This window comes from Pontibacter harenae (genome assembly GCF_020907245.1).
GTDB classification, from domain to species: Bacteria; Bacteroidota; Bacteroidia; order Cytophagales; family Hymenobacteraceae; genus Pontibacter; species Pontibacter harenae.
In genome coordinates this window covers 205,432-227,158 of record NZ_JAJJWH010000001.1, presented here as the reverse complement: position 1 = coordinate 227,158, position 21,727 = coordinate 205,432, and the positions used below count along the sequence as shown (strand labels likewise).

The window sequence follows — 21,727 nt, the reverse complement described above, 5'->3', positions numbered from 1 at the left end:
AATCTCGTTAAAAAGTAATTTTGCATGGGTTTGTGTTAGCAGCTGTTAGACTTTTTGTGCTTCTATAGGCACCTGCTTAAAGCGTACTTTGAACGTAGTGCCTTTGCCTAACTCGCTCTCTACTTCTATGCGCCCTCCGTTGTTTTCTATAATGCGCTTTACAATATACAGACCTATGCCTGTGCCTTCTACATGGCTGTGCAGGCGCTTAAACATGTTGAATAGTTTGTGCTGCTGCTCTTTTTTTATACCCAAACCATTATCCTGCACCTCCAGCACAATGTATCCATCTTGCTGACAAGTGCTTAGCTGCACCAGCGGCTGGCGTGTAGGGTCTCTGTACTTAATGGCATTCGACACAAGGTTGTAGATGATGCTTCTCAGGTTTTTTCGGGCATATGTAATGTTGTCAACCTGAAAATCTGTTTCTATAATAGCATCGGCTTCTTCAATCAGGCTGCTGATATCGGCTTCTACATCCTGTAGTAAGCTTTGAAATGAAAGCGGCTCTATGCTTTCCTGCAACTCCTTCTGCACCTTCGTTATTTCTGCCAGATCGGCTACCGTAAGCTTTAATTTGTTGATGGAGTTGCCAACCATATCCAGCACCTGACTGTCTTCGCCTTCTAGTTTGCCTTGTAAAATATCACGCAGCAGCGTTATCAGCCCTTCCATATTGGCAATAGGCGATTTTAAATCGTGGGAGGCGGTGTATACAAAGCTATCGAGGTCATCGTTAATGCGCTGTAGTTCCTGGTTTGTCTGGCTTAGCTCCTCGTTTGTAGCTGCCAGCTTTTTGCGGGCTGCCACCAGTTCTGTAACCTCTACGGCAAACAACAATACAGCTTCTACTTTTCCTTTACCATCTAACAGCGGCTGGTACACCAGGTTAAAATAAGCCTCTTGCAGGTTGCCATCGCTGTTTCTATCTATCGGAGCTGTTACTTCCTGCCCCACATAGGCTTTGCCTGACGAAAAAACTTTATCTAAACGTTCGAAGAACCCTATCCCTTCCAACTCTGGATGCGCCTCCCGCAGCGTTTTGCCAACCAAAGGCCTGCTTCCGTACAGCTTGCGGTACTGTGGGTTTGCCAGCACATATTGCTGATCGGGCGCACGAAGCAGCGCCACCAGGGCAGGTACTTCCAAAAACAGCTTCTGCAATAGTTCGGCGTTCTGCTTTATTTTACGCTCTGCCTCTTTTATTTCGGTTATATCTAAAACAGAACCTATATGTCCTAAAAACTCATTGCTAGCACCGAAACGAGGCGTGCCTGTATTTACTACCCAGCGCTGCTGTCCATCACTGCGTTTCATGCGGTACTCTACTCGGAAAGGTGCTGCCTCGGCGCATGCTTTTTTGTAAACATCTTCGTAATAGGTACCATCTTCTGATGCTATAGGCTGTAGCCACCCAAAGTTTATATTTTCTTCAAATGTTTTGCCTGTAAACTCCAGCCACTGGTCGTTCACGTACATGCACTGCCCCCAGGCATCAGCCATCCAAATCATAACAGGGGCACTATCGGCCATGGTTCTGAAACGAGCCTCGCTCTCCAGAATAGCCTGCTGCACCTTTTTCTCTTCTGTTATGTCGCGCACTTCTATAATCGTACCACTGGGCACATTATTTTCCATGATAGGCTTGGCGGCGATTACCACATCAAAAAAGCTTCCGTCTTTCCTGATATACACATCCTCATGCGCCCTTACATCAGTGTTTGTTGGTAATACTTTGCCTATTGAGCATTCTTCCACAGGGAAAGGGCTACCATCTGGGCGGGTGTGATGAATCATCTCGTGCAGCGGCTTTGCCTTCATTTCTTCCAAGGTATAGCCCGTCATTTCTTCCGCCGCGGGGTTCATAAAAGTACAGTAGCCTTTTCCGTTTATCATAAACAGGGCTGCAGTGGCATTGTCTGTTATACTTTGCTTGATGCGGTTAGAGCGGCGGCTGTTAGAGAGCGACCACACAATTAAGAATATGAGCAAGCTCATAATGCTACCGCCCATCAATATAAAATAAGGCAGGCCTACATCGGTAGCGTTTCCAAAGCTGTCGTCGGCAGAACTGTACACGCGCCAGATCCTGTTGCCTACCCTGATGGTGCTTAGCTTACTAAAAGGGCGCTTCTCTTCGCTATGGTAGTGCAGCGTGCTATCGGTGCTAAAGAGCACAGAAGCTTTATCCATTGTATTGCCATCATACACTTCGATATCCAGATCATCGTAATTTTTGCCTAGCACGGCAGACATGAGATCTTTTGCACGGAATGGGCTGTATACAAAGCCTTTTATTTGGAGCTGGCGTTCGCGGATAGATTCAGGGTCAGAGTTATTTTTGTAAATAGGTAGGTAAACAAGAAACCCAGCCTGCTCATCTTCTCCGTTCTCCTGCACTAGCCGAACCTTTCCTGTCATGGTTGGCTTCTTGGTATCGCGGGCCATTTTCATGGCAGAACGCCTTACGGAGTCGCTGTACATGTCGTAGCCAAAGGCCCTGAGGTTGCGGCCTACAAACGGCTCCAAGTATATAATAGAGGTGTAGAAAGGCCTTTTACCTTCGGGCCACAACTTAAAGTTTTCAAATCCTTCTGCTCGCAGCAAGTTGTTGTGTTCTTCCAGCTGGTCGGGCCACACTGCTACTGCATATCCTAAACCTTGTATGCCAGGATAGTTCTTCTCCAGGTTCAGGGCTTCGTAGTATTGCTTCCAGGGTTTCCGCTCTATTGTATCTGATGCGATAAACAATGCCTTCGCACCTATTAACACCTGCACGTAGTCACGCATCTGAAGATCTATTGCTTCCACAGCCTGCGACGCAGTAATATCAAATAGCTTCGCTCTCCGTTCTGCGGCTTTCTGCTTTGTTTCGGAATATACAAATAGGGTGAGCAGGAAGATTAGCAAAAAAGAAACTATAGCCAGAAAGTAATCTCTTATAAAAATGACCAGTTTGGTTACTTTCATTTTAATAATTTAAAAGCTCCAACATCAAAGATCCCCCTCATACCACACATAATTAGAAGTTATACTTTTACCTGAAGCACCAATTTTAGTTGAAAAGATAGTGAAAATCATATTAAATTAACCTTCTTTTCTTAAAACACCTACAGTCTTTACTTGTTGGCCCGCCTGGTTATTAGGCTTTATTTACAGAAAATTAGGTATACCGTATTACCTTTGCGGCATACCTAATTTTTTATGCTCGAAATAATTAAAAGTCTTTTACTGAGTTTCTTTGCAGTGGCTGTGCTGTTGCCTGTGGTGCGGTTTGCCATTCGCAAATTATCCCCTCCAAAGGCGACAGCCGAAAGTGTTACCGCCGATGAGATAAAGTATATCCAGAAGCAGGAGTGGAAGCTGACTCTGCTGTACTTTTTGTTTGCTACCATCTTTGCTGTTTTCAGCGCAGGTATGCTGGCTTTAGTTACCAGCATGATACACATGACTGGCAATGCTATGTATTTGCTTACGCCTAACTTCAGAGCGCTTTTTGCCCCTGGCCTGCTTCTTGGTCTTATATTAGGCTTGCTGCCACTGCGAATAGTACAGCAGTCTGTGCTAGGCCACGATTACCAGTTGTACAGAAAGTATGTTGTTAACCAGGAGGGGCATCGCTCTATGCGCTACTACTATCTTCTATTTGCAATACTCCTCCTGATAGGAGGGACTGTTGCCTGGTACTCCACCCGCTGGCACGTTACTATCGATGAGCAACAAATGCACATTAGCAGCTTATTGCAGGAAGATAAAACTTACCAACTGACCGACATCAGTAGTATAGAGTATCTGGGTGCAGAAGGAGAGTACATGATTACTTTTAACGACCAAAACGTACTGAATACAACATATCTGAAACCTGTGGAGTTAGAGATGATTGCTTTTCTTGCACAGGAGTCGGGCAAACGGGTCATAAGATGATGAGTTCTGAGCCTTGAGTTCTGAATGATGAGTTACGGCTGTAAAAGCCCATCGTTCCTAAACGTATTTGGTAAAGTGTGGCAACAGAAAGTTACAGCAGAGTAGTCTTTTATCTTATGTTCTGCATCTTGAAGAGCAGAACTTTAGCTACAGAAAAGTGGTGCAGTAGATTTAGCAAAAGCCCTACTCAGCACTTAAAATTCGGAACTCGTAACTAAAACAAAAGTTTTGTAGCTTTGCTACAGACAGATAATTCTTCAAACTAACTATAGATTGATATGCAAGTTCGCGTAGAGAAAGACACTATGGGCCCGATAGAGGTGCCTGCAGACAAATACTGGGGCGCTCAAACACAACGCTCAAAAGAAAACTTTACGATCGGTGGCCAGCAAATGCCGCAGGAGATTATAGAAGCTTTTGCTATACTTAAGAAATCTGCCGCGCAGGCCAATGCCGAACTAGGCGTGCTGGCGCAGGATAAAGCTGACATCATTTCGCAGGTATGCGATGAGATTCTGGATGGCAAGCTGAACGACCAGTTCCCGCTGGTGGTGTGGCAGACTGGTTCTGGTACGCAGTCTAACATGAACGTGAACGAAGTGGTGGCTAACCGCGCGCACGTACTACTAGGCGGCGACCTGATGGACGAGAAAAAGAAGATCCACCCGAACGACGACGTAAACAAATCGCAATCTTCGAACGACACTTTCCCGACAGCCATGCATATTGCCGCTTACAAAAAAGTGGTAGAGCACACGCTGCCTATGATTAAGAAGCTACGCGACACGTTGCAAAGCAAATCGGAGGCTTTCATGGATGTAGTGAAGATTGGACGTACGCACCTGATGGATGCTACGCCGCTGACGCTAGGTCAGGAGCTTTCTGGCTATGTGAAGCAGCTGGAGTATGGTTCAAGAGCACTTGAGAATACATTAGATCACCTGAAAGATTTAGCCTTAGGTGGTTCTGCGGTAGGTACAGGTCTGAACACGCCTGCTGGTTATGCTGAACTGGTGGCAGACAAAATCTCTCAGTATGCAGGCCACGAGTTCCGTACGGCTCCAAATAAGTTTGAGGCACTTGCTGCACACGATGCTATCGTAGAAACCTCTGGTGCGTTAAAACAACTGGCGGTAAGCTTGATGAAGATTGCCAACGATATCCGTTTACTGGCTTCTGGCCCACGCTCTGGTATCGCTGAAATCACCATCCCAGAAAACGAACCAGGATCTTCTATTATGCCAGGCAAAGTAAATCCAACCCAGGCTGAGGCCATGACAATGGTTTGCGCTCAGGTAATCGGTAACGACGTGGCTATCTCGGTAGGCGGCATGAACGGCCATTTCGAGCTGAACGTGTTTAAGCCTGTAATGATTTATAACCTGCTGATGAGCGCCCAACTGATTGGTGATGCCTGCGATTCTTTCGATAAGCACTGCGCCGTAGGTATAGAGCCAAATAGAGAACGCATTAAGCACAACCTGGAGAACTCTTTGATGCTGGTTACAGCCCTGAACCCGCACATTGGTTACGACAACGCTGCTAAGATTGCTAAGACTGCTCACAAAGAAGGTACTACCCTTCGTCAGGCAGCCATCGACCTTGGCCTGCTCACTAACGAGCAGTTCGACGAGTGGGTGAAGCCAGAAGAGATGATCGGCAGCTTAAAATAATAAGACGCTACATTCTAAGTACATAGGCCTCTGCCTGTGTTTCATATAGATGAAAAAGCAGCTCCTGCGGGGGCTGCTTTTTTTGTTGTGCCTGCATAGCATACTAGTTCAAGAATATAGTATATTCGTTAGTCCAGTTACGTTTAGCCAAAAGTTAGGCAAAATACTAGCAACTAATAAAATATTATATATATATAAGTAAATATAGAAATATGAAAACAAAGCTTGCAATTATTGGAGACTACAATGATACTTTTAGACCACATAAAGCGACAAACGAAGGAATCGAACATTCTATTAAAAAGCTTGATATCCAACTTCAGTATGATTGGATTGCAACGGATACAATTGAAACAGATTTTGACAAAATTATTACCACTTACAATGGCTTTTGGATAGCACCAGGAAGTCCGTATAAAAGTATGGCAGGAGCATTACGAATTATCAAGTACGCAAGAGAAAACAGTATACCAACGCTTGGTACTTGTGGAGGATTTCAACATATGGTAATTGAGTTTGCCAGAAACGTATTAGGAATTTCAGACGCAGAACACGCAGAATACGACCCTTACTCATCCAAACTTGTTGTTAATCCATTAAATTGTTCACTGGCAGGACAAATTCTTGAGATTGAACTAACCGACAAAACTTCCAAAATATTTGAAATTTTCGGAACAAAGAGAATAAACGAAAGATATTACTGCAATTTTGGGCTTAATCCAGAGTATCAAAACCAACTTGACGGAAAGGGATTTAAAATTGTTGGCACAGACATACATAAGGAAGCAAGAATTTTAGAATTGGAGAATCATCCTTTCTTTATTGTTACACTTTTTGTTCCACAGGACAACTCATCCGTTGAAACACCCCATACATTAGTGACAGAGTTTTTAAGAACAGTAACAAAAAATAAAAGCACTTATGCCTAATCCCGTACATAAGCCAAGCTTCAGCTACGCCTCGCTCGCCTTATGTACAAGCCGTTGTGTGTTATATGAGGTAATCATTAGTTTTTTTAAATATGGAAAAATGGAAGGTTATGATTGTTGCATTACTTCTTTCAGCAGCAATAACATCTTGTTCTACTGAAAAAGAATTTGAGCTGGTAATTGAAAATAATACTGCTTACGTTTTAGATAGTGTGCAATTTAGTTGCGCTGTAAACAAGCAGTTTCAAAGCGTAGATTCTAATAGCTCAACAGGTCCTTTTTTTATCAAGTATAAAGCTCCATTTCTGTCTTTATCCGAACCATTGTTGTGTTTGAGCATTTTGAAATATTCAGATACACAAACTAGTTACAAGAACACATATGGGCGTACCTTTTCAATTAATGATTTGAGCAGGAGAAAAACTAATTATCTGAAAGTCGAAGTAAATCCGTCTCCCCATTATCCTACAAATATTTTTGATATGACGGTACATAATTAAATGAAAAACATAATCTTAATCTTTCTAGGTCTACTAATAAGTTGCAAAACAGCATCTGCACAAAACAACTTATCTGAAACTGAGAAACTAGCGGCAACTGCCAAAATCTGGGGCTTCCTGAAATATTACCACCCGAATGTTGCAAAAGGAAAGTTAGACTGGGACAATCAGCTATTGGCAATCTTACCCTCTATAGAAAAGGCAAGCTCAAAAGAAGAGTTATCAGGCATCTATCTAACCTGGATTGAGTCTTTAGGCGGCATTAAATTGTGTAAAAAATGTCAATCCAATGCTAAATCAGAGCTTTTCGATAAAAACTTCAATCTGACTTGGTTCGAGAACAATAGTGTATTCACCAAAGAGCTTACTGAAAAACTTAAGTTTATTGAACAAAACAGGTTCCAAGGAAAACCTCATTATGTAACTACCGAGGGGCGAAGCTCCATGCTTGTTATCACCAACGAAAAATCGTATGATAACTTCGATTGGACAAACAAACCATTACGCCTGTTGTCCTTATTTAGATATTGGAACACCATTGAGTATTTCTATCCCCACAGGTATCAACTAGATACGGAATGGGATGAAGTTCTCTCCCAGATGCTGCCTAAGTTTTCCTCCCCAAGTTCAGAGTTAGATTATCACTTAGCAATGTTGGAGCTAGTGGTAAAAATTGATGACAGTCATGGCTATTTTACAAGTGATATACTAGAGGAGCACTTCGGATTGAAACAAATTCCAGCCGCTTTCAAAATCATAGATGATCAAATAGTGATAACGGGTATTTATGATAATTCTCTGGCGGAGTTGAATGACATAAAAACAGGGGATATAATAAGCAAAGTGGAAGGAATCGAAGTAGCCGAGGTGTTAAAGCAAAATCTGAAATATGTTAATGGCTCAAATTATAACACCAAACTAAAATATGCTTTTAGCAAAGTTTTAAATGGCTCTTCAGATAGTGTCGATGTTGAAATTAATAGAGGAGGAGAAACTAAAGTCCGAAAGCTAGCAAGATATACGTCTGATCAATTCCAGTATGGCGCTAACCGTAAAGCATGGGAGATTCTTCAAAACAATATTGGCTATATCAATTTAGGAATCATCAATGGAAAAGAATTAACAACCATTCTTAATAGTTTAGTAAGCACCAAAGCCATTATTATAGACCTGAGGAGTTATCCGAAAGAATATTTTGGAAATAGATTTAGAGATTTTTTGGGAGCAAAAAATGCGGTAGTGGTTAAACAAATAAAGCCTGATTATACATATCTTGGTAAATATGTTTTATCCGACCAGACTATAATTCCTAAAAGTGATCCGAAATTTAAAGGGAAAGTGGTAGTTCTTGTAAATGAATACACCCAAAGCAGGGCCGAATATACCGCCATGTGGATTCAAAATGGTTATAATGTAACCACTGTAGGCAGCCAAACTGCTGGGGCTGGCGGAGTGATGATTCGTCAGAAATTTGTAGGAGGTTATGAATCCTATTTTACTAGCTCTGGGATTTTTTATCCAGACATGTCTCCTTTACAAAGAGAAGGTGTCAAGGTAGATATTGAAGTAAGGCCTACACTGCAAGGAGTTATTGCTGGGAAAGATGAAGTACTTGAGAAGGCTATTGAATTTGTGCAGAACCATGAATAAATACTGTTGCATGAAAAAGCTTTACCTGCCTTTTTTACTGTTGCTAGCAGCATGCGCCCAAATTCAGGAAGCAGAAGAGGAGCCTGCTGTTATGCAGGAGCCAGTTATAGAGAACGCCACATCATCAGAAGCCTTACTACAGGATACTACCGTTACGGTACTTTGGCGAGAGAATATCTATAATGCAGACGCAAAGGATTCGGTTAGTACGATTACCTTAAACGACAGCTACTTTAAAACTATTTCTGATCCTGAGAGAGCGGCCATAGGTTACGTTGCTACTTTTGTAGGCAGTGATTGCGATTGGGACGGAGAAGCCAACGAAAGCTTCAGCAACCTGAACTGCAAAGTTATTGATGCCTTGAACTTAGGCTACCAATGTTCCGATAAGCATCTGAGTTTCCTACGGCATTGGCTGCGGAACACCCCCAAAGCTTTGGAAAGACTTGAAAGCTGCCCTGTAGTGCCGTTTACTGCAACATCCCAGAAAACCTTTACAAGCCTTGCTGTAACCACAAAGGCAGATACTATAAAGGTAAACTACGAAGCAAGCGGCATGAACCTACGGGAAGAGGCATTTTGGGAGTGGACGGAAGAGCTTATCTTCAAAGTTGTAGATGACAGACTGGAATTGGTAAGCCAGCAGAAGACCGAAAAATAACTATTCTCGAAAGCAAAACTCGTAAAAGAATAACAGCTACCGTAACGCAAAAGCTATCTGGCAAAGAAACATGAACGGAACATACACAGCAGATCAGGAATTTAAAGGAGTAGATTTTACTGAGACAAAGTTGCCCAAAGGCGAATATGAGAATTGCACCTTTAACAACTGCCTCTTCTCAAACTCTGATTTAGCATACATCACTTTTGTAGAGTGCAAGTTCAAAAATTGCGATTTAAGTATGGCAAACGTGGCCAGTGCAGCTTTCAGAAATGTACAGTTCTCAGCTTGTAAGCTACTTGGGCTGCACTTCGAAAACTGCAACAAGTTTTTGTTGTCTATAGATTTTGATGGCTGCCAATTGAACCTGTCTTCTTTTTACCAGCTAAATCTGAAGGGTAGGAAGTTTACTAATTGTAGCTTGCAGGAAGTGGATTTTGCGGAGGCAGATTTAACGAACGCAGTCATTAGTAACTGCAACTTAGCTGGAGCAACTTTCGATAACACCTTGCTGGAAAAAGCCGATTTACGCGCCTCTCATAGTTTTTCTATTGATCCTGAAAGGAACCGCATCAAGAAAGCCAGGTTCTCAATGACAGAAATACTAGGCTTGCTAGATAAATATGACCTGAAATTTGAATAGCTTCTGAAGCTCTTGAAACGTGCTGATACCACTGCATAAAGAACCATGCTAGTTTTAAAAGTGGTTACCTTTGGCTTTTCGAAAACAAAATAATGGATACAAAAGACAGCAACGGCAATATACTGCAGGATGGAGACGCTGTGCACGTGGTAAAAGACCTGAAAATAAAGGGAATGCCTACCACCCTGAAGCGCGGCAACGTAATCAAAAACATCCGACTGACAAACAGCCTAGATGAAGTAGAATGCCGCATTGGCAAAAGCCAGGTGGTACTCAAAACAATGTTTCTGAAGAAGGCTTAGTAGCAGCACTACTTTTTGCTTCCGCCACTTCGGCATGGCAAACCCTTTTGGTCTGTTATTTGTACATAAGTATACACGACTTATAGAACCATCAGACAAAATATAGATATGAAAGTAGCGAAAGACCCATCAGAATATAACAAGCTTACAAGAGACGAAGAACGCATTATAGTACACAAAGGCACCGAATACCCAGGCACAGGCAAGTACGACAGCCACAAAGCCGAGGGTTTATACTTGTGCAAGCGCTGCAATGCGCCGCTATATACTTCGGAGTCTAAGTTTGAGTCGCATTGTGGCTGGCCAAGCTTTGATGACGAGATAGAAGGAGCCGTAAAGCGCGTACCTGATGCTGACGGAAGACGCATAGAAATTGTCTGCGCCAACTGTGATGGCCATCTAGGCCACGTGTTCCAGGGCGAGTACCTGACCCCGAAGAACCTGCGACACTGTGTAAACTCCCTCTCACTTACCTTTGTACCTGCAGAGGAACTGAAAAAGCAATAGCATTAAAAAGGGCAGCTGTGAAAACGCAGCTGCCCTTTTGGTTTGTATCCTTAATTTATTAGCACACTTTCTTAATCACCTTTCTCTAAAGTGCCGTTAGAACGCATAATAAAGGCGTTGCTGTTAAACAAAAGCGTTGCCATACTTACCATACCTCTTACTTTGGCTGCCGCCTCATAATAATGCCCGTTCAAAAAGTCTTCGCGATTGATCGTTTCCTGCCTTGAGAGCAGTTTAGGATCTTTCGGGCCATTATAGTTCATCTTAATCAGAAATTCATTTGCGGCTTTGTTATCTATCACATCAAAAGTAAAGCTATGTGTCGCAGCGCTATACTTCGTCTTAGGCAGGGCGTTTGGATAGAAAATAAAAGTATTCTTGTTAGATCTGTGTCTCGTCTGACTAGCCACAAAAGCGTTGTTAAAAATACGCATCAGCGATTTCTTTTGCCGCTTCTTAAAAACGGAGGCAAAATGGATAGTATCTATGGCTACTGTAGGTCTGTCTGGCACATCAGGATTAACAGGTGCAAATAACTCATGCGCAGGCATAAACCTTCTGGATGCACCCGCTATCGTAATGCTGTCTCTGTAAAATATAGGCCCATGCATAAAGAAGTTTTCCTCAGGAGAATATAGCTTCACTTCTACATATCTATTATGTAACTGGCCCGTCTTCAACCTCCCAATGCCACTGTTGGGCGTAAAGAGCAGCTGATAGTACAGGCCTGGCTTGTCTTCAATCACCATTTTCTCCAAAGACATTTCTAAGGTATAGTTTAGCTTATGAAACTTCTTTTTTAAATCGGTGTCAATCACAAAAGAGTTGTTTTGCTCCCGAACAGAATCGAGCATGAGCATCTGCCACTCATTAATCTTCTGAAACTTCTCTTCGTATTCCGCGCCTGCCAGGTTTTTAAACTCTATCCGATCAACTGTCATCGGCCTTTTGTAAACATCCCTGGTGCAAGACGATAAGCCCCAGGTAACAAAGAAGCAGAGCAAGGTATAAAAGTGCTTTTCCATGAACTTATATTTAAGAATATAACATTAGTACACAACACAATAGCTGCAGCAGCTTAACTATACACAAGTAAACTAAATTTTTAGTTATATCAAAAAGAAAGGAAAATTCTTTTTTAAGAAATTTGCTTGTCGTGATGAGCTTTTTTGTGTTAAAAGCTAATCCACCTTTAGCCTCTCAAAGGAGGGGAATAAAAGTTGCACCTATAAAAATTGACCTCTCGGGAGGACATAGGGGTGGATTTAAGTTTGGAAGTGACTAGCGTAGCACACAACATTGCAACATTACAAGCTGTACATTCTTATAAACATAAGCTTGTAAAACAGAAGCTATGGTCAGAAACCAGAAGATAGAACCAACACTGCAAACAGAAGGGCAGGGAACATACGTTTGCTCCAATTGTGGCAATAGTCTGTTTCTGCCAGAAGAGAAATTTGATGTAGGCTCAGGTTTTCCCAGCTTCTGGGGCCAGATAGAAGACCATGTAAAGCACAAACCGCTCGATACCTACGGCAGGCACAGAATACAGCTCCTATGCAGCCAGTGCCAGCAGCACCTTGGCCACCTTTTCGAAGATAGCAGAACACCTACCAACGTAAGGTATTGTATTAATGCCGATGCTATACGACTGAAACAAAAAACCTAATCTCACTCCCTAAGCTTTTGCTATAGAGCTCTACCCGTTGCACCTTATCTCTTTGGGTGCATTTGCATTTTGCAACAGCAATTCTTGGGCAACTGGGGATAGGCCGAAGCTACTAATTTCCTGCAAAAGCTTTTCTCTGTTGCCATGGCCGTAGAGGTAACTATTAATTTTTGCAGTGGTGGTAGCATTCACAAAATCAGAAAAAGTTGTGAACTGTTCCTGCAGCTCTTCCAGCAGCAAAGGCTGCCGCTGTAGTTTATACTTTTGGTGCCTGTCTTCGGCCAGGTAAAATGCTTTAAGAGGATAAATAGCACTAAACAATTGCTTTCCTAGCTGCTCTTCTTCCTGCTGCTTTGCCTCTGTTACAAGCTTTTCCTGCTCTTGGCTGTGGTAAAACACCGCCGACATGTACTGCCTTTTCCAAGGTTCTCGGGTAGCTTTGTGGCTAGCGAAAAAGATGTTGAGCAAATCCTGGTAACTAATTTGGGCAGGATCGTAATCAAATTGCACCGTTTCTATATGATCGGCTAGCGTCCAGTAGGTGGGGTTTGCGGTGGTGCCACCCGCATAGCCTACTCGCGTACGCACAACGCCACCTACGCTTCCAAACAGTGCATCAGGGCTCCAGAAGCACCCCATGGCAAAAGTTGCCGTCTCAAAATTAGTGTGGTTCATAAGAGGTTGGGCTTTATAGTTTCAAAACAAAGCTATAACACTATAGTTCAAATTAAACCAGGCTAGACTTTTCTGCTACTAAAGAACCTCCCCTTCATCCTTTGTATTCGCATGTATTCGCACGTTACGTAAACTAAAACCAACTAATTTCTACCAACTCCTCTGGTAGCAGGTCGTACTACAAGTATAAACTATGAAAACAGAAAGCGTGAAAGATATGTCGAAGAATCAGAAAAGTATAGCCGTAGGAATGTTAAAAGGAGCCATAGCTGGAGCTGTGGGAATGTTTGCAATGTATAAAGCCTCTTGGTATCTCTATAAAAACGAGAATCCTTTGGCGTACAAAAAAGAGAAAGAGGCACAGATAGAAGGTAATTATGTTCCGCACGAAATGGCGAAAAAAGCCTCAGATGCCATGGGTGTAGAACTTACAGACCAACAGTTAGACACAGCAGGCAAAGCAGTACAGGTTATACTTGGAATACTGCCTGGCATTATATACGGTACTCTGTACCACAAAGCCGATAAACTTGGCTACTGGCGTGGTTCGGCATTCGGAATAATAGTGTTTGCGCTGGTAGATGAGCTTGCGGCACCACTGGCTGGTTTTAGCTCAGGGCCTACTGCTTATCCGTGGCAAGCACATGCCCGTGGATTTGTAGACCACTTGGTATACGGTGTTACAACAGACAATGCTCTCCGTTTAATAGATAGAGTTACGCCTGCATAATATAATTTAAGAAGTATATACAACAGCGTTGAGCATCTAAAGGCTAATGTTTGTAGAGAACCAAACATTAGCCTGCTCATCCTGTTTACTGTATTAACTTCTTTAAAATTAGAAACTACTCTTTATGAGATATAACTTCTTAGGTTATTTTATAGCTGCTGTACTTCTGATTAGCTGTTCAGAACCTGCCGATGCCCAGTACAGTCTTCAGGAGGTGTACCCTGATGTACAAATTGACAGACCTGTAGAAGCTGTAGCGGAACAGGGCAAACTATATGTCGTTAGTCAGGCAGGAAAAATTTATCAGCTTCCCAGCAAAGAGGCAAAAGCATCTGAAGAAAACCTGCTCCTGGACATTTCAGACAGAGTGGTTTCTGGTGGAGAAAGAGGTTTACTGGGGCTGGCTTTCCACCCTGATTTCGCGAACAACCGCTACTTTTATGTAAACTATACGGCTGGCGATCCGCTAGAAACCAGAATCTCGCGGTTTACTGTAGCAGCAGGTAACAAGGGGCGGGTAGATCCGAAAAGTGAGCAAGTGTTACTAACCTATAGGCAACCTTACTCGAACCACAATGGCGGTAAAGTTGCTTTTGGTCCTGATGGTTACCTATACATTTCGGTAGGCGATGGTGGCAGCGGCGGCGACCCTGAGAACAACAGCCAGGACAGAACAAAACTGCTAGGCAAAATTCTTCGGATTGATGTGAACAGCACCTCGGGTAGCCGCAAGTATAGCATACCTGCCGATAACCCTTATGCCAACAACTCCGAAGGCTTTCGTGAGGAAATCTATGCTTACGGGCTACGTAATCCCTGGAAGTTTAGCTTCGATAAAGAAACAGGTATGCTGTGGGCGGCTGATGTCGGGCAGAATAAATTGGAGGAAATAGATATCATTCAGAAAGGTGGCAACTACGGCTGGCGTGTTATGGAAGGCACTGATTGCTATAACCCATCCTCCAACTGTGACCAAACTGGGCTGATAAAACCCATACATGAGTACAAGCGCTCTGAAGGCGTTTCTGTTACAGGAGGATTTGTGTACCGAGGTAAGAACATACCTGCGTTGCAAGGCAAATATATCTACGGCGACTATGCAACAGGAAAAGTTTGGGCTATTACGCTGAAAAAAGATGGTACCATGGCCGACAATGCCTTGCTGCTAACAACAGGATTTGCCTTGTCATCTTTCGGAGTCGATGAGAATAACGAACTGCTGCTGCTTAGCCATGGCAGGAACGGCAAAGTATACAGGCTCAGCCAAAAAGCAAAGTAATGAGTATGTAGACTGCCACCGTTTGAGGTGGTACACTTTTTGCCCTATCGGTGTTACTTCAAAGGCTCTAGCATTGCAGCAGGACCTTTAAAGCAAGAACAGTGAAGCCAACAGTAGGCTTCACCTCAACACAAAAAACAACCATGGATATAGCAACATTTGGAAACGGATGCTTCTGGTGTACAGAAGCTGTGTTTCAGCAATTAGAAGGCGTAGAGAAAGTTGAATCGGGTTATGCAGGCGGACATGTAGAGAACCCTACTTACAAGCAGGTTTGCACAGGCAACACAGGCCACGCCGAAGTACTTCAGATCACCTACGATCCGCAGAAAATAACGTACGACGAACTACTGGAGGTATTTTGGGAAACCCACGACCCAACAACTTTAAACCGCCAGGGCAATGACATTGGCACGCAGTATCGCTCGGTTATTTTTTACCACAACGCAGAGCAAAAGCAGCTGGCAGAAAAATACAAGGAGGAATTAGAGGCTTCTGGCGCTTTCGCCGATCCTATTGTTACCACTATAGAACCACTTCCTGAGTACTATCCAGCAGAAGACTACCACCAGAACTACTTTAACCAAAACGGCTTTCAGCCCTATTGCAGTTTTGTAGTGCGCCCGAAAGTAGAGAAGTTCAGAAAGGTGTTTAAGAACAAGCTGAAAGCTGAGTATAGCGAGAAGTAGGAGTGAGGCAATCAGGCATCAAGGCTTTGGCAGAACCCAGGGCCCTCGCCGTAGTTGCGTCTTTTAACCAACAACTAAGGGAGAAGTAGTAAACCTAACTTTGAACACTATTCTGGTTGTTGGTGAAAACACACAACAACGGCTGCTGTTAGGCAGCTTTAGCAGCACAATTTAAGAGTAAAGGCTGAGCTTCATCAGAAGTATACATCAAGCGTTAGTTACCTCATTGGTAGCTAACGCTTCTTTGTTTATCCTGTTCAAACTTTCAGAGTTGATGCAGTACCGCAAACCAGTCGGCTCGGGTCCGTCGGGGAAGACATGGCCTAAATGGCAGTCGCACACGTTGCACATGGCTTCCATGCGGTGCATGTTGTGGCTATCATCGAAAGCATATTTTATGGCACCTTTGGTGATGGGCTGCGTGAAGCTAGGCCAACCTGAAATAGCGTGATACTTTTCTGTTGAGTCGAACAAAGGCTCACCGCAGCCTATACAGACATACACTCCAGGCTCATACGAACGGCAATAAGCATTTCTGTAAGCTTTTTCCGTACCCTTTTCACGTGCCACTTGGTATTGTGCAGGTGTTAGTTGCCCTTGCCACTCTTCCTCTGTTTTCTCCACTCGGCGGTATGGCTCAGGATTACTGTACTTGGCATACTTTATCACGTCAATCCAGCGCAGCATAAGGTATTAATTTAGATGTTAGATGATTATTGCTCTTATGAAAAACAGGTGGGTTAACAGTTAGGTTCAGTTGTGATTTGGGGCATGAAACAAAAGACCTTTACCTCTTATTCATTGACAATAACTTATCAAGCATTATGCCCTTGCTGCGTGTTCTCACCAACAAGCGAAAAGCCGTTACCAATGTTAAGTATATTTGAAAACACACAACAACGGCAAATTTACTGCAGGTCTAACTGTTAACTAACTATTTTTACAAATTCAATGTGTTGCAGCTAAAGCAGGAAAAAGCAATGGGTAAGCTTTAGTTCAACCAGGCAAGCCTTAGCCAAGTATACCTACTTCATAAGTTGTAATTAGAAATTCGTAATTCCTTTGCAGACATACTTCAAGAAACGGTACAACAGTTTTAAGTTTGCCTTACGGGGCCTGAACTCTGCTGTTAGATCAGAGCCACACATGCGCCTGCATGTACTGTCAGCTATAGGTGTAGTAATAGCGGGCTTTTTTTTTGACGTAACGAAAACGGAGTGGTGTGCACTTGTCGGTTGTATTGGGCTGGTTTTTACAGCTGAGATTATTAACACCTCCATAGAAACACTTACCAACTTAGTATCGCCTGAATGGCATGATTTGGCTGGTAAAACAAAAGACTTGGCAGCTGGTGCGGTATTGGCGGCTTCTATTACTGCTGCTATCATTGGGCTTATCGTTTTTGTACCTTATCTGCTGGACTTCGTAAACCCATACTTTTAGAAGTTTCGTTTACAGAAGCTGGTTTGCTACATTTGCGACAAAACGCGCTGTGCAGCTGCATGGGTACAAAAGAATCATACTTTAAGAGCATACTCCTGCTGCTTATCTGCCTGATGAGTGCCTGCAAGCCAGGTATATCGCTTCAGATAACAGACCGTGAAGTAGTGAATGCACAGAGTGCACCGTGGCTAAATGAGTTGATACAGCAGTTGCAACAGGAAAAGCCAGTTGATCCGCCTGCCAAAATTTATCGCTATACTTATAACGATCAGGAGGTGTTTTACCTTACTGGCCGCTGCTGCGATTTACCTGGCAAAGTATACGATATGTACGGCAACGTACTATGTGAACCAGACGGAGGCATAACAGGCAGGGGAGATGGTCGCTGCACCGACTTCTTTGAGAAGCGAACGAATGAGAAACTAATTTGGAAAGATAACCGACAACCATAAATAACATGACAGGAAACGACGTACTCAAAAACCTATCGGAATATAACATCTGGGCAAACAAAACTATGCTCGATGTTTTCAGCAGCCTACCAGAGGTGCCTGCAAACGCCGCTCGTTTATTCAGCCACGCGCTTAACGCACAAGCCATTTGGATTGCCCGCATCACTGGCACAGAAAGCCCTGTAAAAGTATGGCAGGAGCATAACCTGGAGGAGTTAAAGAAGCTGCACGAGTATTCTTCGTACAAAATCGCAGAACTAGTAGCAAACGCCGACGAAGCCGAATTCAACCGCCTGATCGACTATAGCAACAGCCTTGGCAACCAGTACAGCACACGCGTGCTCGACATCCTGACACACGCTTTTAACCACGCTACCTATCATCGTGCGCAAACTGCCACAGACCTGCGCAAAAACGGCCATAACCCGCCAAACACAGACTACGTGACGTATGTGCGTGAACTGATGGGACAAGTGTTTTAGATATTAGACACTAGATATTAAACTCTAGATTAAGCAAAGAAGGAGCAGCTGTTGTACCAGTTGCTCCTTCTTTGCTTATAGCTATTCCTGCTGAAGTTTTATAACCAGCTGGGAATGATTGCACCTACAACAATATGTTATATAACCATGCCGCAAGTTTAGCGACAGTGCAACTTGTGGCTTTGTGCATGCATGAGACAAGTCTGTGACTGGCGTTACTCAACATCCATACTCCTGCAAGTTATAAACTTGCTATCATACACTACCGCCAGTTACCGCTTCGCTCAAACTGGCGGTATACCTTAGCCAAGCATTCTGAAAGTACAGCTTATCAGAATCTTCTAAAACAAAGAGAGGCAGCTAGAACAATCTAACTGCCTCTCATTCTCTTGCCCCTCCAAAGAGAGACTTTTCTCTAATATCTAAAATCTAGTATCTAAATTCTAATTACTTGTAGTATCTGGCTTAGCGGCGGGTTTGGTTCCCATCTTTAGCAAATCACCTATTTTATTTGTGGCCTGCTTCCTAAGCTTCTCTTCGGCTTCGCGGCGCTTCTTTTCCAGCTCCTCACGTGCCTTCTGCTCGGCTTCGGCCTTTCTTCTGTTCAGCTCTGTCTGCAGGCTGTCCTGCACTTGCTGCTTGCGCTGCTCTAGCTGGCCTTTGGCATCGTTTACTTTGCTCTGCACTGCATCTTGTACAATGCTTGTAGCCTGATCTTTAACAGATCCTCCAGCCAGAGCCACTTTAGGTTCTTTCAAGGTGCCGCCAATGTTCAGGTTTAGCGTAACACGATCAGCGGCCTGCACATTGCTTCCAATCATACTAGCTAACCTAGCATTTACCTCACGGCCCACTTTGCCAGTTGGCACATTTAAAGCAGCTACATAATCTATCTGGCCGTTGATGTTGTTCGAACCGCCTACTTTCATATCAATGTTTCCAACCTGCACATCAAAAGGCTCTACCACCAAGCTGCCATTCACAATCTGAGCCTTTAGCCTTCGGTTCTCCACTACCAGGTTTGTCAGTTCTTCAATGTTGGTCAGGTTGCTGATTTTTTCTATAACAGGCACATCGCGCACAGCGGCTTTTATAACGTCAATTACTCCTTTGCCATCCATGGTGTTGAACACAGGCACCATATCCTGGCCCAGCACACCAGCAAAGTTGAAGTTTGTAGAGAACCTACCTTCCAGCAAACCAGCAATTGGCGCTACGGCACGTATGGTATTAAAGGTATTGAAGGCCTCTTTGAACTCAAGATTTTTAATATCCAGGTTAAAGTCGAACAGCGGCTGCTGCAGGTCTTGGGTATTGTAGCTACCGCTAGTGGCAAAAGTACCGCCCAGCGTATTAAAACGTACCTGCTCCAGGCTAGCGACCTGATCTTTTAGTCTCACACGGCCACCCAAATTATTAAGTTTTAGGTTGCTGTAAAGTACCTGCTTGGCATCTACATTTAAAGTCACATCTAAGTTCTTAGGCACTTCCACTACGCCTGTAGCGGTTTCTTCTGTTGGTTCGCCTGTGTTCTCATCCACCATCCACTCGTTTACATCAAATGTGTTGGAGCTCAGGTTAAAGTTGCCGCGCAGCGATTGGTTATCGGCTAGCGTGTAGCCTAAGTAATTAGATACAGTGCCGTTTGCCTTAAAATCGCTTTTACCGAGGTAGCCGTTCAGGTTCTCCAGGTTAATGCGCTCGTTGTTGAATTTAGCATTGGCACTGTTGATCTTTATGCCCTGCGGCAAATCGGTGCTTACATAATTCAGGTCATTGATGGCCATGGTACCAGTGGCTGTGATGTTATTATACTTCTCAGCCTCCACATCACTCATCTTACCTTTCGCAGCCACATCAGCATTTATACGGCCTGATACGGTCATGCCTTCCTGCGGGAAAATCTTTGTTAGTTTCGTCAGGTCCAGTATGCCTTTTATGCGGGCATCAAAAGCGGGCTTGTCTATACCTTCCACCAATACACGGCCTTCCAGCGGTTCGCCATCCAGATTCATGTTAAATTTTTCTATGTTGATACGGGTATCGTCGGTGTTGCCAGTGGTGTTGCGCACGTTAGCTACCATGTTCAGGCTCTGGATAGGCGCAGGAAAATCCTTCGACTTAGCATAGCCGTTGGTAAGGTTAAAATCTGCGTCGATGACAGGCATACTGGTTTCGCTGTAGGTACCTCTGGCATCGGCATCTACTTTCAGCAGGCCGCGCAGCGTCAGGCCCTCCACGGGAAACACCTTTGTAATTTCATCCAAATCTATACTTGCCTTCACATTTCCGTTTACCTGCATCGGCTCAAGGCCCTGTACCAGCACTTTAGCATCTACAGGATTCTTGCCTAAATTCAGATGAAACTGGCGCACATTTATAGTAGTGTTGTCCACGTTACCGTCTATGTTGTCGATGCTCATGTCCACGTTAATGTTACGAGCAGCCTGCGGCAGGTCGGGGTACTTGAACATACCATTTATAACCTTCAACTCCGTACCGAAGCCAGGCATCAACGTGTCGTTTAGGCGGCCTTTCAGGTAACCGTCAAAGCTAAGCTTACCTTCTGTAGAAATATCTTTAAACTGCTCAGTATACATACCTGGCACCACTGACAGCACATTTCTGAAATCCGTTTCGGTGGCTGCAAAGGTTAGGTCCAAGTCAATGTCATCGGCAGGCATCAGAATGGTGCCGTCAAATTTAAAGGGTAGTTCGTTTAACCTAATGTTATTATCCTTGAAAGTATAAAGCGATTTATCCAGGTCCATAGCCATAGTTACATCACCTGCCAGTCTGCCGTTTTCGATGTAGTTCACACCATCATAGGTCATGATAAAGCGGTCGGAGGTGGTGTGCGATTCCATATCAAACACGTTCTGCTCAAAGTCGCCGCTACCTGTATGGTTTACATTATAGGCTGCTATGCCAAAGGGTATAGTCAGGTCATCGTAGAAAAGTGTACCGTTATTAATTTCCCAGCCTTTTATAGCTATACTGAAATCTGAGGCCGCTGTATCGGCGGGTGTTTCCACGGCGGTGGTATCCTCAATAAAAATATCCCAGTTGGCTTTTCCACTCTTCAGCACAATAAGTCGTATAACGGGTTCGTCTAAGGTAATAGAGTTTACCTTCAACTCATCGCCGCTGACAACACTCATCAGGTTCAGTCCCATTCTAAAAGAAGGAATTTGTGCCAGAGTGTCCGTTTGAAAAGAATCCTTTCCTACCACGGTAAGATTATCTATACCTAAGGAAAAGTTAGGAAAGTCACGTAAAAGCGAAAGACTGACATCATCAGTCTCATAAATAACGGTGGCATTAATATTCTTGGCTATTTCTTTGTCAAGGGCTTCTTTGATTTTATCTTTGAAAAGAATGGGTACCAGCACTGCTGCAGCAAACAACAGGGCAATAAAAATAAAAAAGCCAATTACTACTTTTTTCATATAGGTGGTTTGTAAATGCAATAGATGTTAAAGCTAAACTATATAATTTATAGCTAAAATCGTGCACAAA

The 21,727-nt window shown here is 43.5% G+C and carries 21 protein-coding genes; 16 read left to right on the top strand and 5 right to left on the bottom strand.

Features of this window, described 5'->3' with window-relative positions; translation table 11 throughout:
• Positions 1-45: 45 nt before the first annotated feature.
• Positions 46-2,970 (bottom strand): CHASE domain-containing protein, encoded by a 2,925-nt coding sequence (locus tag LN893_RS00975; RefSeq protein WP_229967386.1) that lies wholly within the window; start codon positions 2,968-2,970, stop codon positions 46-48.
• A gap of 234 nt (positions 2,971-3,204) precedes the next feature.
• On the opposite strand from LN893_RS00975, the gene LN893_RS00970 reads away from it, so the two are divergent.
• The 9 genes from LN893_RS00970 (at position 3,205) to LN893_RS00930 (ending at position 10,789) form a co-directional block, all read left to right on the top strand.
• Positions 3,205-3,924 (top strand): hypothetical protein, encoded by a 720-nt coding sequence (locus LN893_RS00970; RefSeq protein WP_229967384.1) that lies wholly within the window; start codon positions 3,205-3,207, stop codon positions 3,922-3,924.
• Positions 3,925-4,202: 278 nt separating this feature from the next.
• Positions 4,203-5,597: a class II fumarate hydratase gene (gene fumC, locus LN893_RS00965; RefSeq protein ID WP_229967382.1), complete on the top strand. Its 1,395-nt coding sequence runs from the start codon at positions 4,203-4,205 to the stop codon at positions 5,595-5,597.
• A gap of 212 nt (positions 5,598-5,809) precedes the next feature.
• Entirely contained in the window at positions 5,810-6,526 is a 717-nt protein-coding gene (locus tag LN893_RS00960) for a CTP synthase C-terminal region-related (seleno)protein (protein ID WP_229967381.1), read from the top strand.
• A 92-nt stretch (positions 6,527-6,618) separates the two neighbouring features.
• Positions 6,619-7,026, top strand: coding sequence for a hypothetical protein (locus LN893_RS00955; protein WP_229967378.1), 408 nt, complete (start codon positions 6,619-6,621; stop codon positions 7,024-7,026).
• Positions 7,027-8,676 carry a S41 family peptidase gene (locus LN893_RS00950; RefSeq protein ID WP_229967376.1) on the top strand — a complete coding sequence of 550 codons (1,650 nt, stop codon included), beginning with the start codon at positions 7,027-7,029 and terminating at the stop codon, positions 8,674-8,676.
• A 10-nt stretch (positions 8,677-8,686) separates the two neighbouring features.
• Complete coding sequence (locus tag LN893_RS00945) at positions 8,687-9,337, top strand: hypothetical protein (RefSeq protein ID WP_229967374.1); 651 nt, start codon at positions 8,687-8,689, stop codon at positions 9,335-9,337.
• 70 nt (positions 9,338-9,407) lie between these two features.
• Positions 9,408-9,980 carry a pentapeptide repeat-containing protein gene (locus LN893_RS00940; RefSeq protein ID WP_229967372.1) on the top strand — a complete coding sequence of 191 codons (573 nt, stop codon included), beginning with the start codon at positions 9,408-9,410 and terminating at the stop codon, positions 9,978-9,980.
• Between the two features lie 92 nt (positions 9,981-10,072).
• Positions 10,073-10,282, top strand: a complete 210-nt coding sequence (locus tag LN893_RS00935; protein ID WP_229967371.1) for an alkylphosphonate utilization protein — start codon at positions 10,073-10,075, stop codon at positions 10,280-10,282.
• A 108-nt stretch (positions 10,283-10,390) separates the two neighbouring features.
• Entirely contained in the window at positions 10,391-10,789 is a 399-nt protein-coding gene (locus tag LN893_RS00930) for a methionine-R-sulfoxide reductase (protein WP_229967370.1), read from the top strand.
• Positions 10,790-10,860: 71 nt separating this feature from the next.
• Here the strand turns inward: LN893_RS00930 and LN893_RS00925 are convergent, their stop codons facing one another.
• Entirely contained in the window at positions 10,861-11,814 is a 954-nt protein-coding gene (locus LN893_RS00925) for a hypothetical protein (protein WP_229967369.1), read from the bottom strand.
• Positions 11,815-12,143: 329 nt separating this feature from the next.
• Between LN893_RS00925 and LN893_RS00920 the strand changes: the two genes are divergently transcribed.
• The gene (locus LN893_RS00920) at positions 12,144-12,458 is read left to right on the top strand and encodes a peptide-methionine (R)-S-oxide reductase (protein WP_229967368.1); all 315 of its coding nucleotides are present in this window, start codon (positions 12,144-12,146) and stop codon (positions 12,456-12,458) included.
• Between the two features lie 30 nt (positions 12,459-12,488).
• Here the strand turns inward: LN893_RS00920 and msrA (LN893_RS00915) are convergent, their stop codons facing one another.
• On the bottom strand, positions 12,489-13,133 hold the full coding sequence (gene msrA, locus LN893_RS00915; protein WP_229967367.1) for a peptide-methionine (S)-S-oxide reductase MsrA: 645 nt from the start codon (positions 13,131-13,133) through the stop codon (positions 12,489-12,491).
• A gap of 193 nt (positions 13,134-13,326) precedes the next feature.
• On the opposite strand from msrA (LN893_RS00915), the gene LN893_RS00910 reads away from it, so the two are divergent.
• From LN893_RS00910 to msrA (LN893_RS00900), 3 genes are all read left to right on the top strand, one after another.
• Positions 13,327-13,863 (top strand): DUF1440 domain-containing protein, encoded by a 537-nt coding sequence (locus LN893_RS00910; protein WP_229967366.1) that lies wholly within the window; start codon positions 13,327-13,329, stop codon positions 13,861-13,863.
• A 124-nt stretch (positions 13,864-13,987) separates the two neighbouring features.
• The gene (locus LN893_RS00905) at positions 13,988-15,142 is read left to right on the top strand and encodes a PQQ-dependent sugar dehydrogenase (RefSeq protein WP_229967365.1); all 1,155 of its coding nucleotides are present in this window, start codon (positions 13,988-13,990) and stop codon (positions 15,140-15,142) included.
• 143 nt (positions 15,143-15,285) lie between these two features.
• Entirely contained in the window at positions 15,286-15,831 is a 546-nt protein-coding gene (gene msrA, locus LN893_RS00900; RefSeq protein ID WP_229967364.1) for a peptide-methionine (S)-S-oxide reductase MsrA, read from the top strand.
• A 207-nt stretch (positions 15,832-16,038) separates the two neighbouring features.
• Here msrA (LN893_RS00900) and msrB read toward each other — a convergent pair whose 3' ends face one another.
• Positions 16,039-16,518, bottom strand: a complete 480-nt coding sequence (gene msrB, locus LN893_RS00895; RefSeq protein ID WP_229967363.1) for a peptide-methionine (R)-S-oxide reductase MsrB — start codon at positions 16,516-16,518, stop codon at positions 16,039-16,041.
• A 375-nt stretch (positions 16,519-16,893) separates the two neighbouring features.
• Here msrB and LN893_RS00890 point away from each other — a divergent pair, with 375 nt between their 5' ends.
• From LN893_RS00890 to LN893_RS00880, 3 genes are read left to right on the top strand one after another with little or no spacing between them, the layout of a single operon-like run.
• Positions 16,894-17,274: a diacylglycerol kinase family protein gene (locus LN893_RS00890; RefSeq protein ID WP_229967362.1), complete on the top strand. Its 381-nt coding sequence runs from the start codon at positions 16,894-16,896 to the stop codon at positions 17,272-17,274.
• A 59-nt stretch (positions 17,275-17,333) separates the two neighbouring features.
• Complete coding sequence (locus LN893_RS00885; RefSeq protein ID WP_229967360.1) at positions 17,334-17,726, top strand: DUF6970 domain-containing protein; 393 nt, start codon at positions 17,334-17,336, stop codon at positions 17,724-17,726.
• 5 nt (positions 17,727-17,731) lie between these two features.
• Complete coding sequence (locus tag LN893_RS00880; RefSeq protein WP_229967358.1) at positions 17,732-18,208, top strand: DinB family protein; 477 nt, start codon at positions 17,732-17,734, stop codon at positions 18,206-18,208.
• A 443-nt stretch (positions 18,209-18,651) separates the two neighbouring features.
• Here the strand turns inward: LN893_RS00880 and LN893_RS00875 are convergent, their stop codons facing one another.
• Positions 18,652-21,657 (bottom strand): AsmA family protein, encoded by a 3,006-nt coding sequence (locus tag LN893_RS00875; protein ID WP_229967356.1) that lies wholly within the window; start codon positions 21,655-21,657, stop codon positions 18,652-18,654.
• Between the last annotated feature and the right edge of the window lie 70 nt (positions 21,658-21,727).

Coding starts and splice junctions, on each gene's coding strand:
- LN893_RS00940 (WP_229967372.1), top strand. CDS start 9,408: ATGAACGGAACATACACAGCAGATCAGGAATTTAAAGGAGTAGATTTT.
- LN893_RS00955 (WP_229967378.1), top strand. CDS start 6,619: ATGGAAAAATGGAAGGTTATGATTGTTGCATTACTTCTTTCAGCAGCA.
- LN893_RS00880 (WP_229967358.1), top strand. CDS start 17,732: ATGACAGGAAACGACGTACTCAAAAACCTATCGGAATATAACATCTGG.
- LN893_RS00920 (WP_229967368.1), top strand. CDS start 12,144: ATGGTCAGAAACCAGAAGATAGAACCAACACTGCAAACAGAAGGGCAG.
- LN893_RS00910 (WP_229967366.1), top strand. CDS start 13,327: ATGAAAACAGAAAGCGTGAAAGATATGTCGAAGAATCAGAAAAGTATA.
- msrA (WP_229967367.1), bottom strand. CDS start 13,133: ATGAACCACACTAATTTTGAGACGGCAACTTTTGCCATGGGGTGCTTC.
- LN893_RS00930 (WP_229967370.1), top strand. CDS start 10,391: ATGAAAGTAGCGAAAGACCCATCAGAATATAACAAGCTTACAAGAGAC.
- LN893_RS00975 (WP_229967386.1), bottom strand. CDS start 2,970: ATGAAAGTAACCAAACTGGTCATTTTTATAAGAGATTACTTTCTGGCT.
- LN893_RS00950 (WP_229967376.1), top strand. CDS start 7,027: ATGAAAAACATAATCTTAATCTTTCTAGGTCTACTAATAAGTTGCAAA.
- LN893_RS00970 (WP_229967384.1), top strand. CDS start 3,205: ATGCTCGAAATAATTAAAAGTCTTTTACTGAGTTTCTTTGCAGTGGCT.
- LN893_RS00935 (WP_229967371.1), top strand. CDS start 10,073: ATGGATACAAAAGACAGCAACGGCAATATACTGCAGGATGGAGACGCT.
- LN893_RS00945 (WP_229967374.1), top strand. CDS start 8,687: ATGAAAAAGCTTTACCTGCCTTTTTTACTGTTGCTAGCAGCATGCGCC.
- LN893_RS00960 (WP_229967381.1), top strand. CDS start 5,810: ATGAAAACAAAGCTTGCAATTATTGGAGACTACAATGATACTTTTAGA.
- LN893_RS00925 (WP_229967369.1), bottom strand. CDS start 11,814: ATGGAAAAGCACTTTTATACCTTGCTCTGCTTCTTTGTTACCTGGGGC.
- LN893_RS00875 (WP_229967356.1), bottom strand. CDS start 21,657: ATGAAAAAAGTAGTAATTGGCTTTTTTATTTTTATTGCCCTGTTGTTT.
- msrA (WP_229967364.1), top strand. CDS start 15,286: ATGGATATAGCAACATTTGGAAACGGATGCTTCTGGTGTACAGAAGCT.
- fumC (WP_229967382.1), top strand. CDS start 4,203: ATGCAAGTTCGCGTAGAGAAAGACACTATGGGCCCGATAGAGGTGCCT.
- LN893_RS00905 (WP_229967365.1), top strand. CDS start 13,988: ATGAGATATAACTTCTTAGGTTATTTTATAGCTGCTGTACTTCTGATT.
- msrB (WP_229967363.1), bottom strand. CDS start 16,518: ATGCTGCGCTGGATTGACGTGATAAAGTATGCCAAGTACAGTAATCCT.
- LN893_RS00885 (WP_229967360.1), top strand. CDS start 17,334: ATGGGTACAAAAGAATCATACTTTAAGAGCATACTCCTGCTGCTTATC.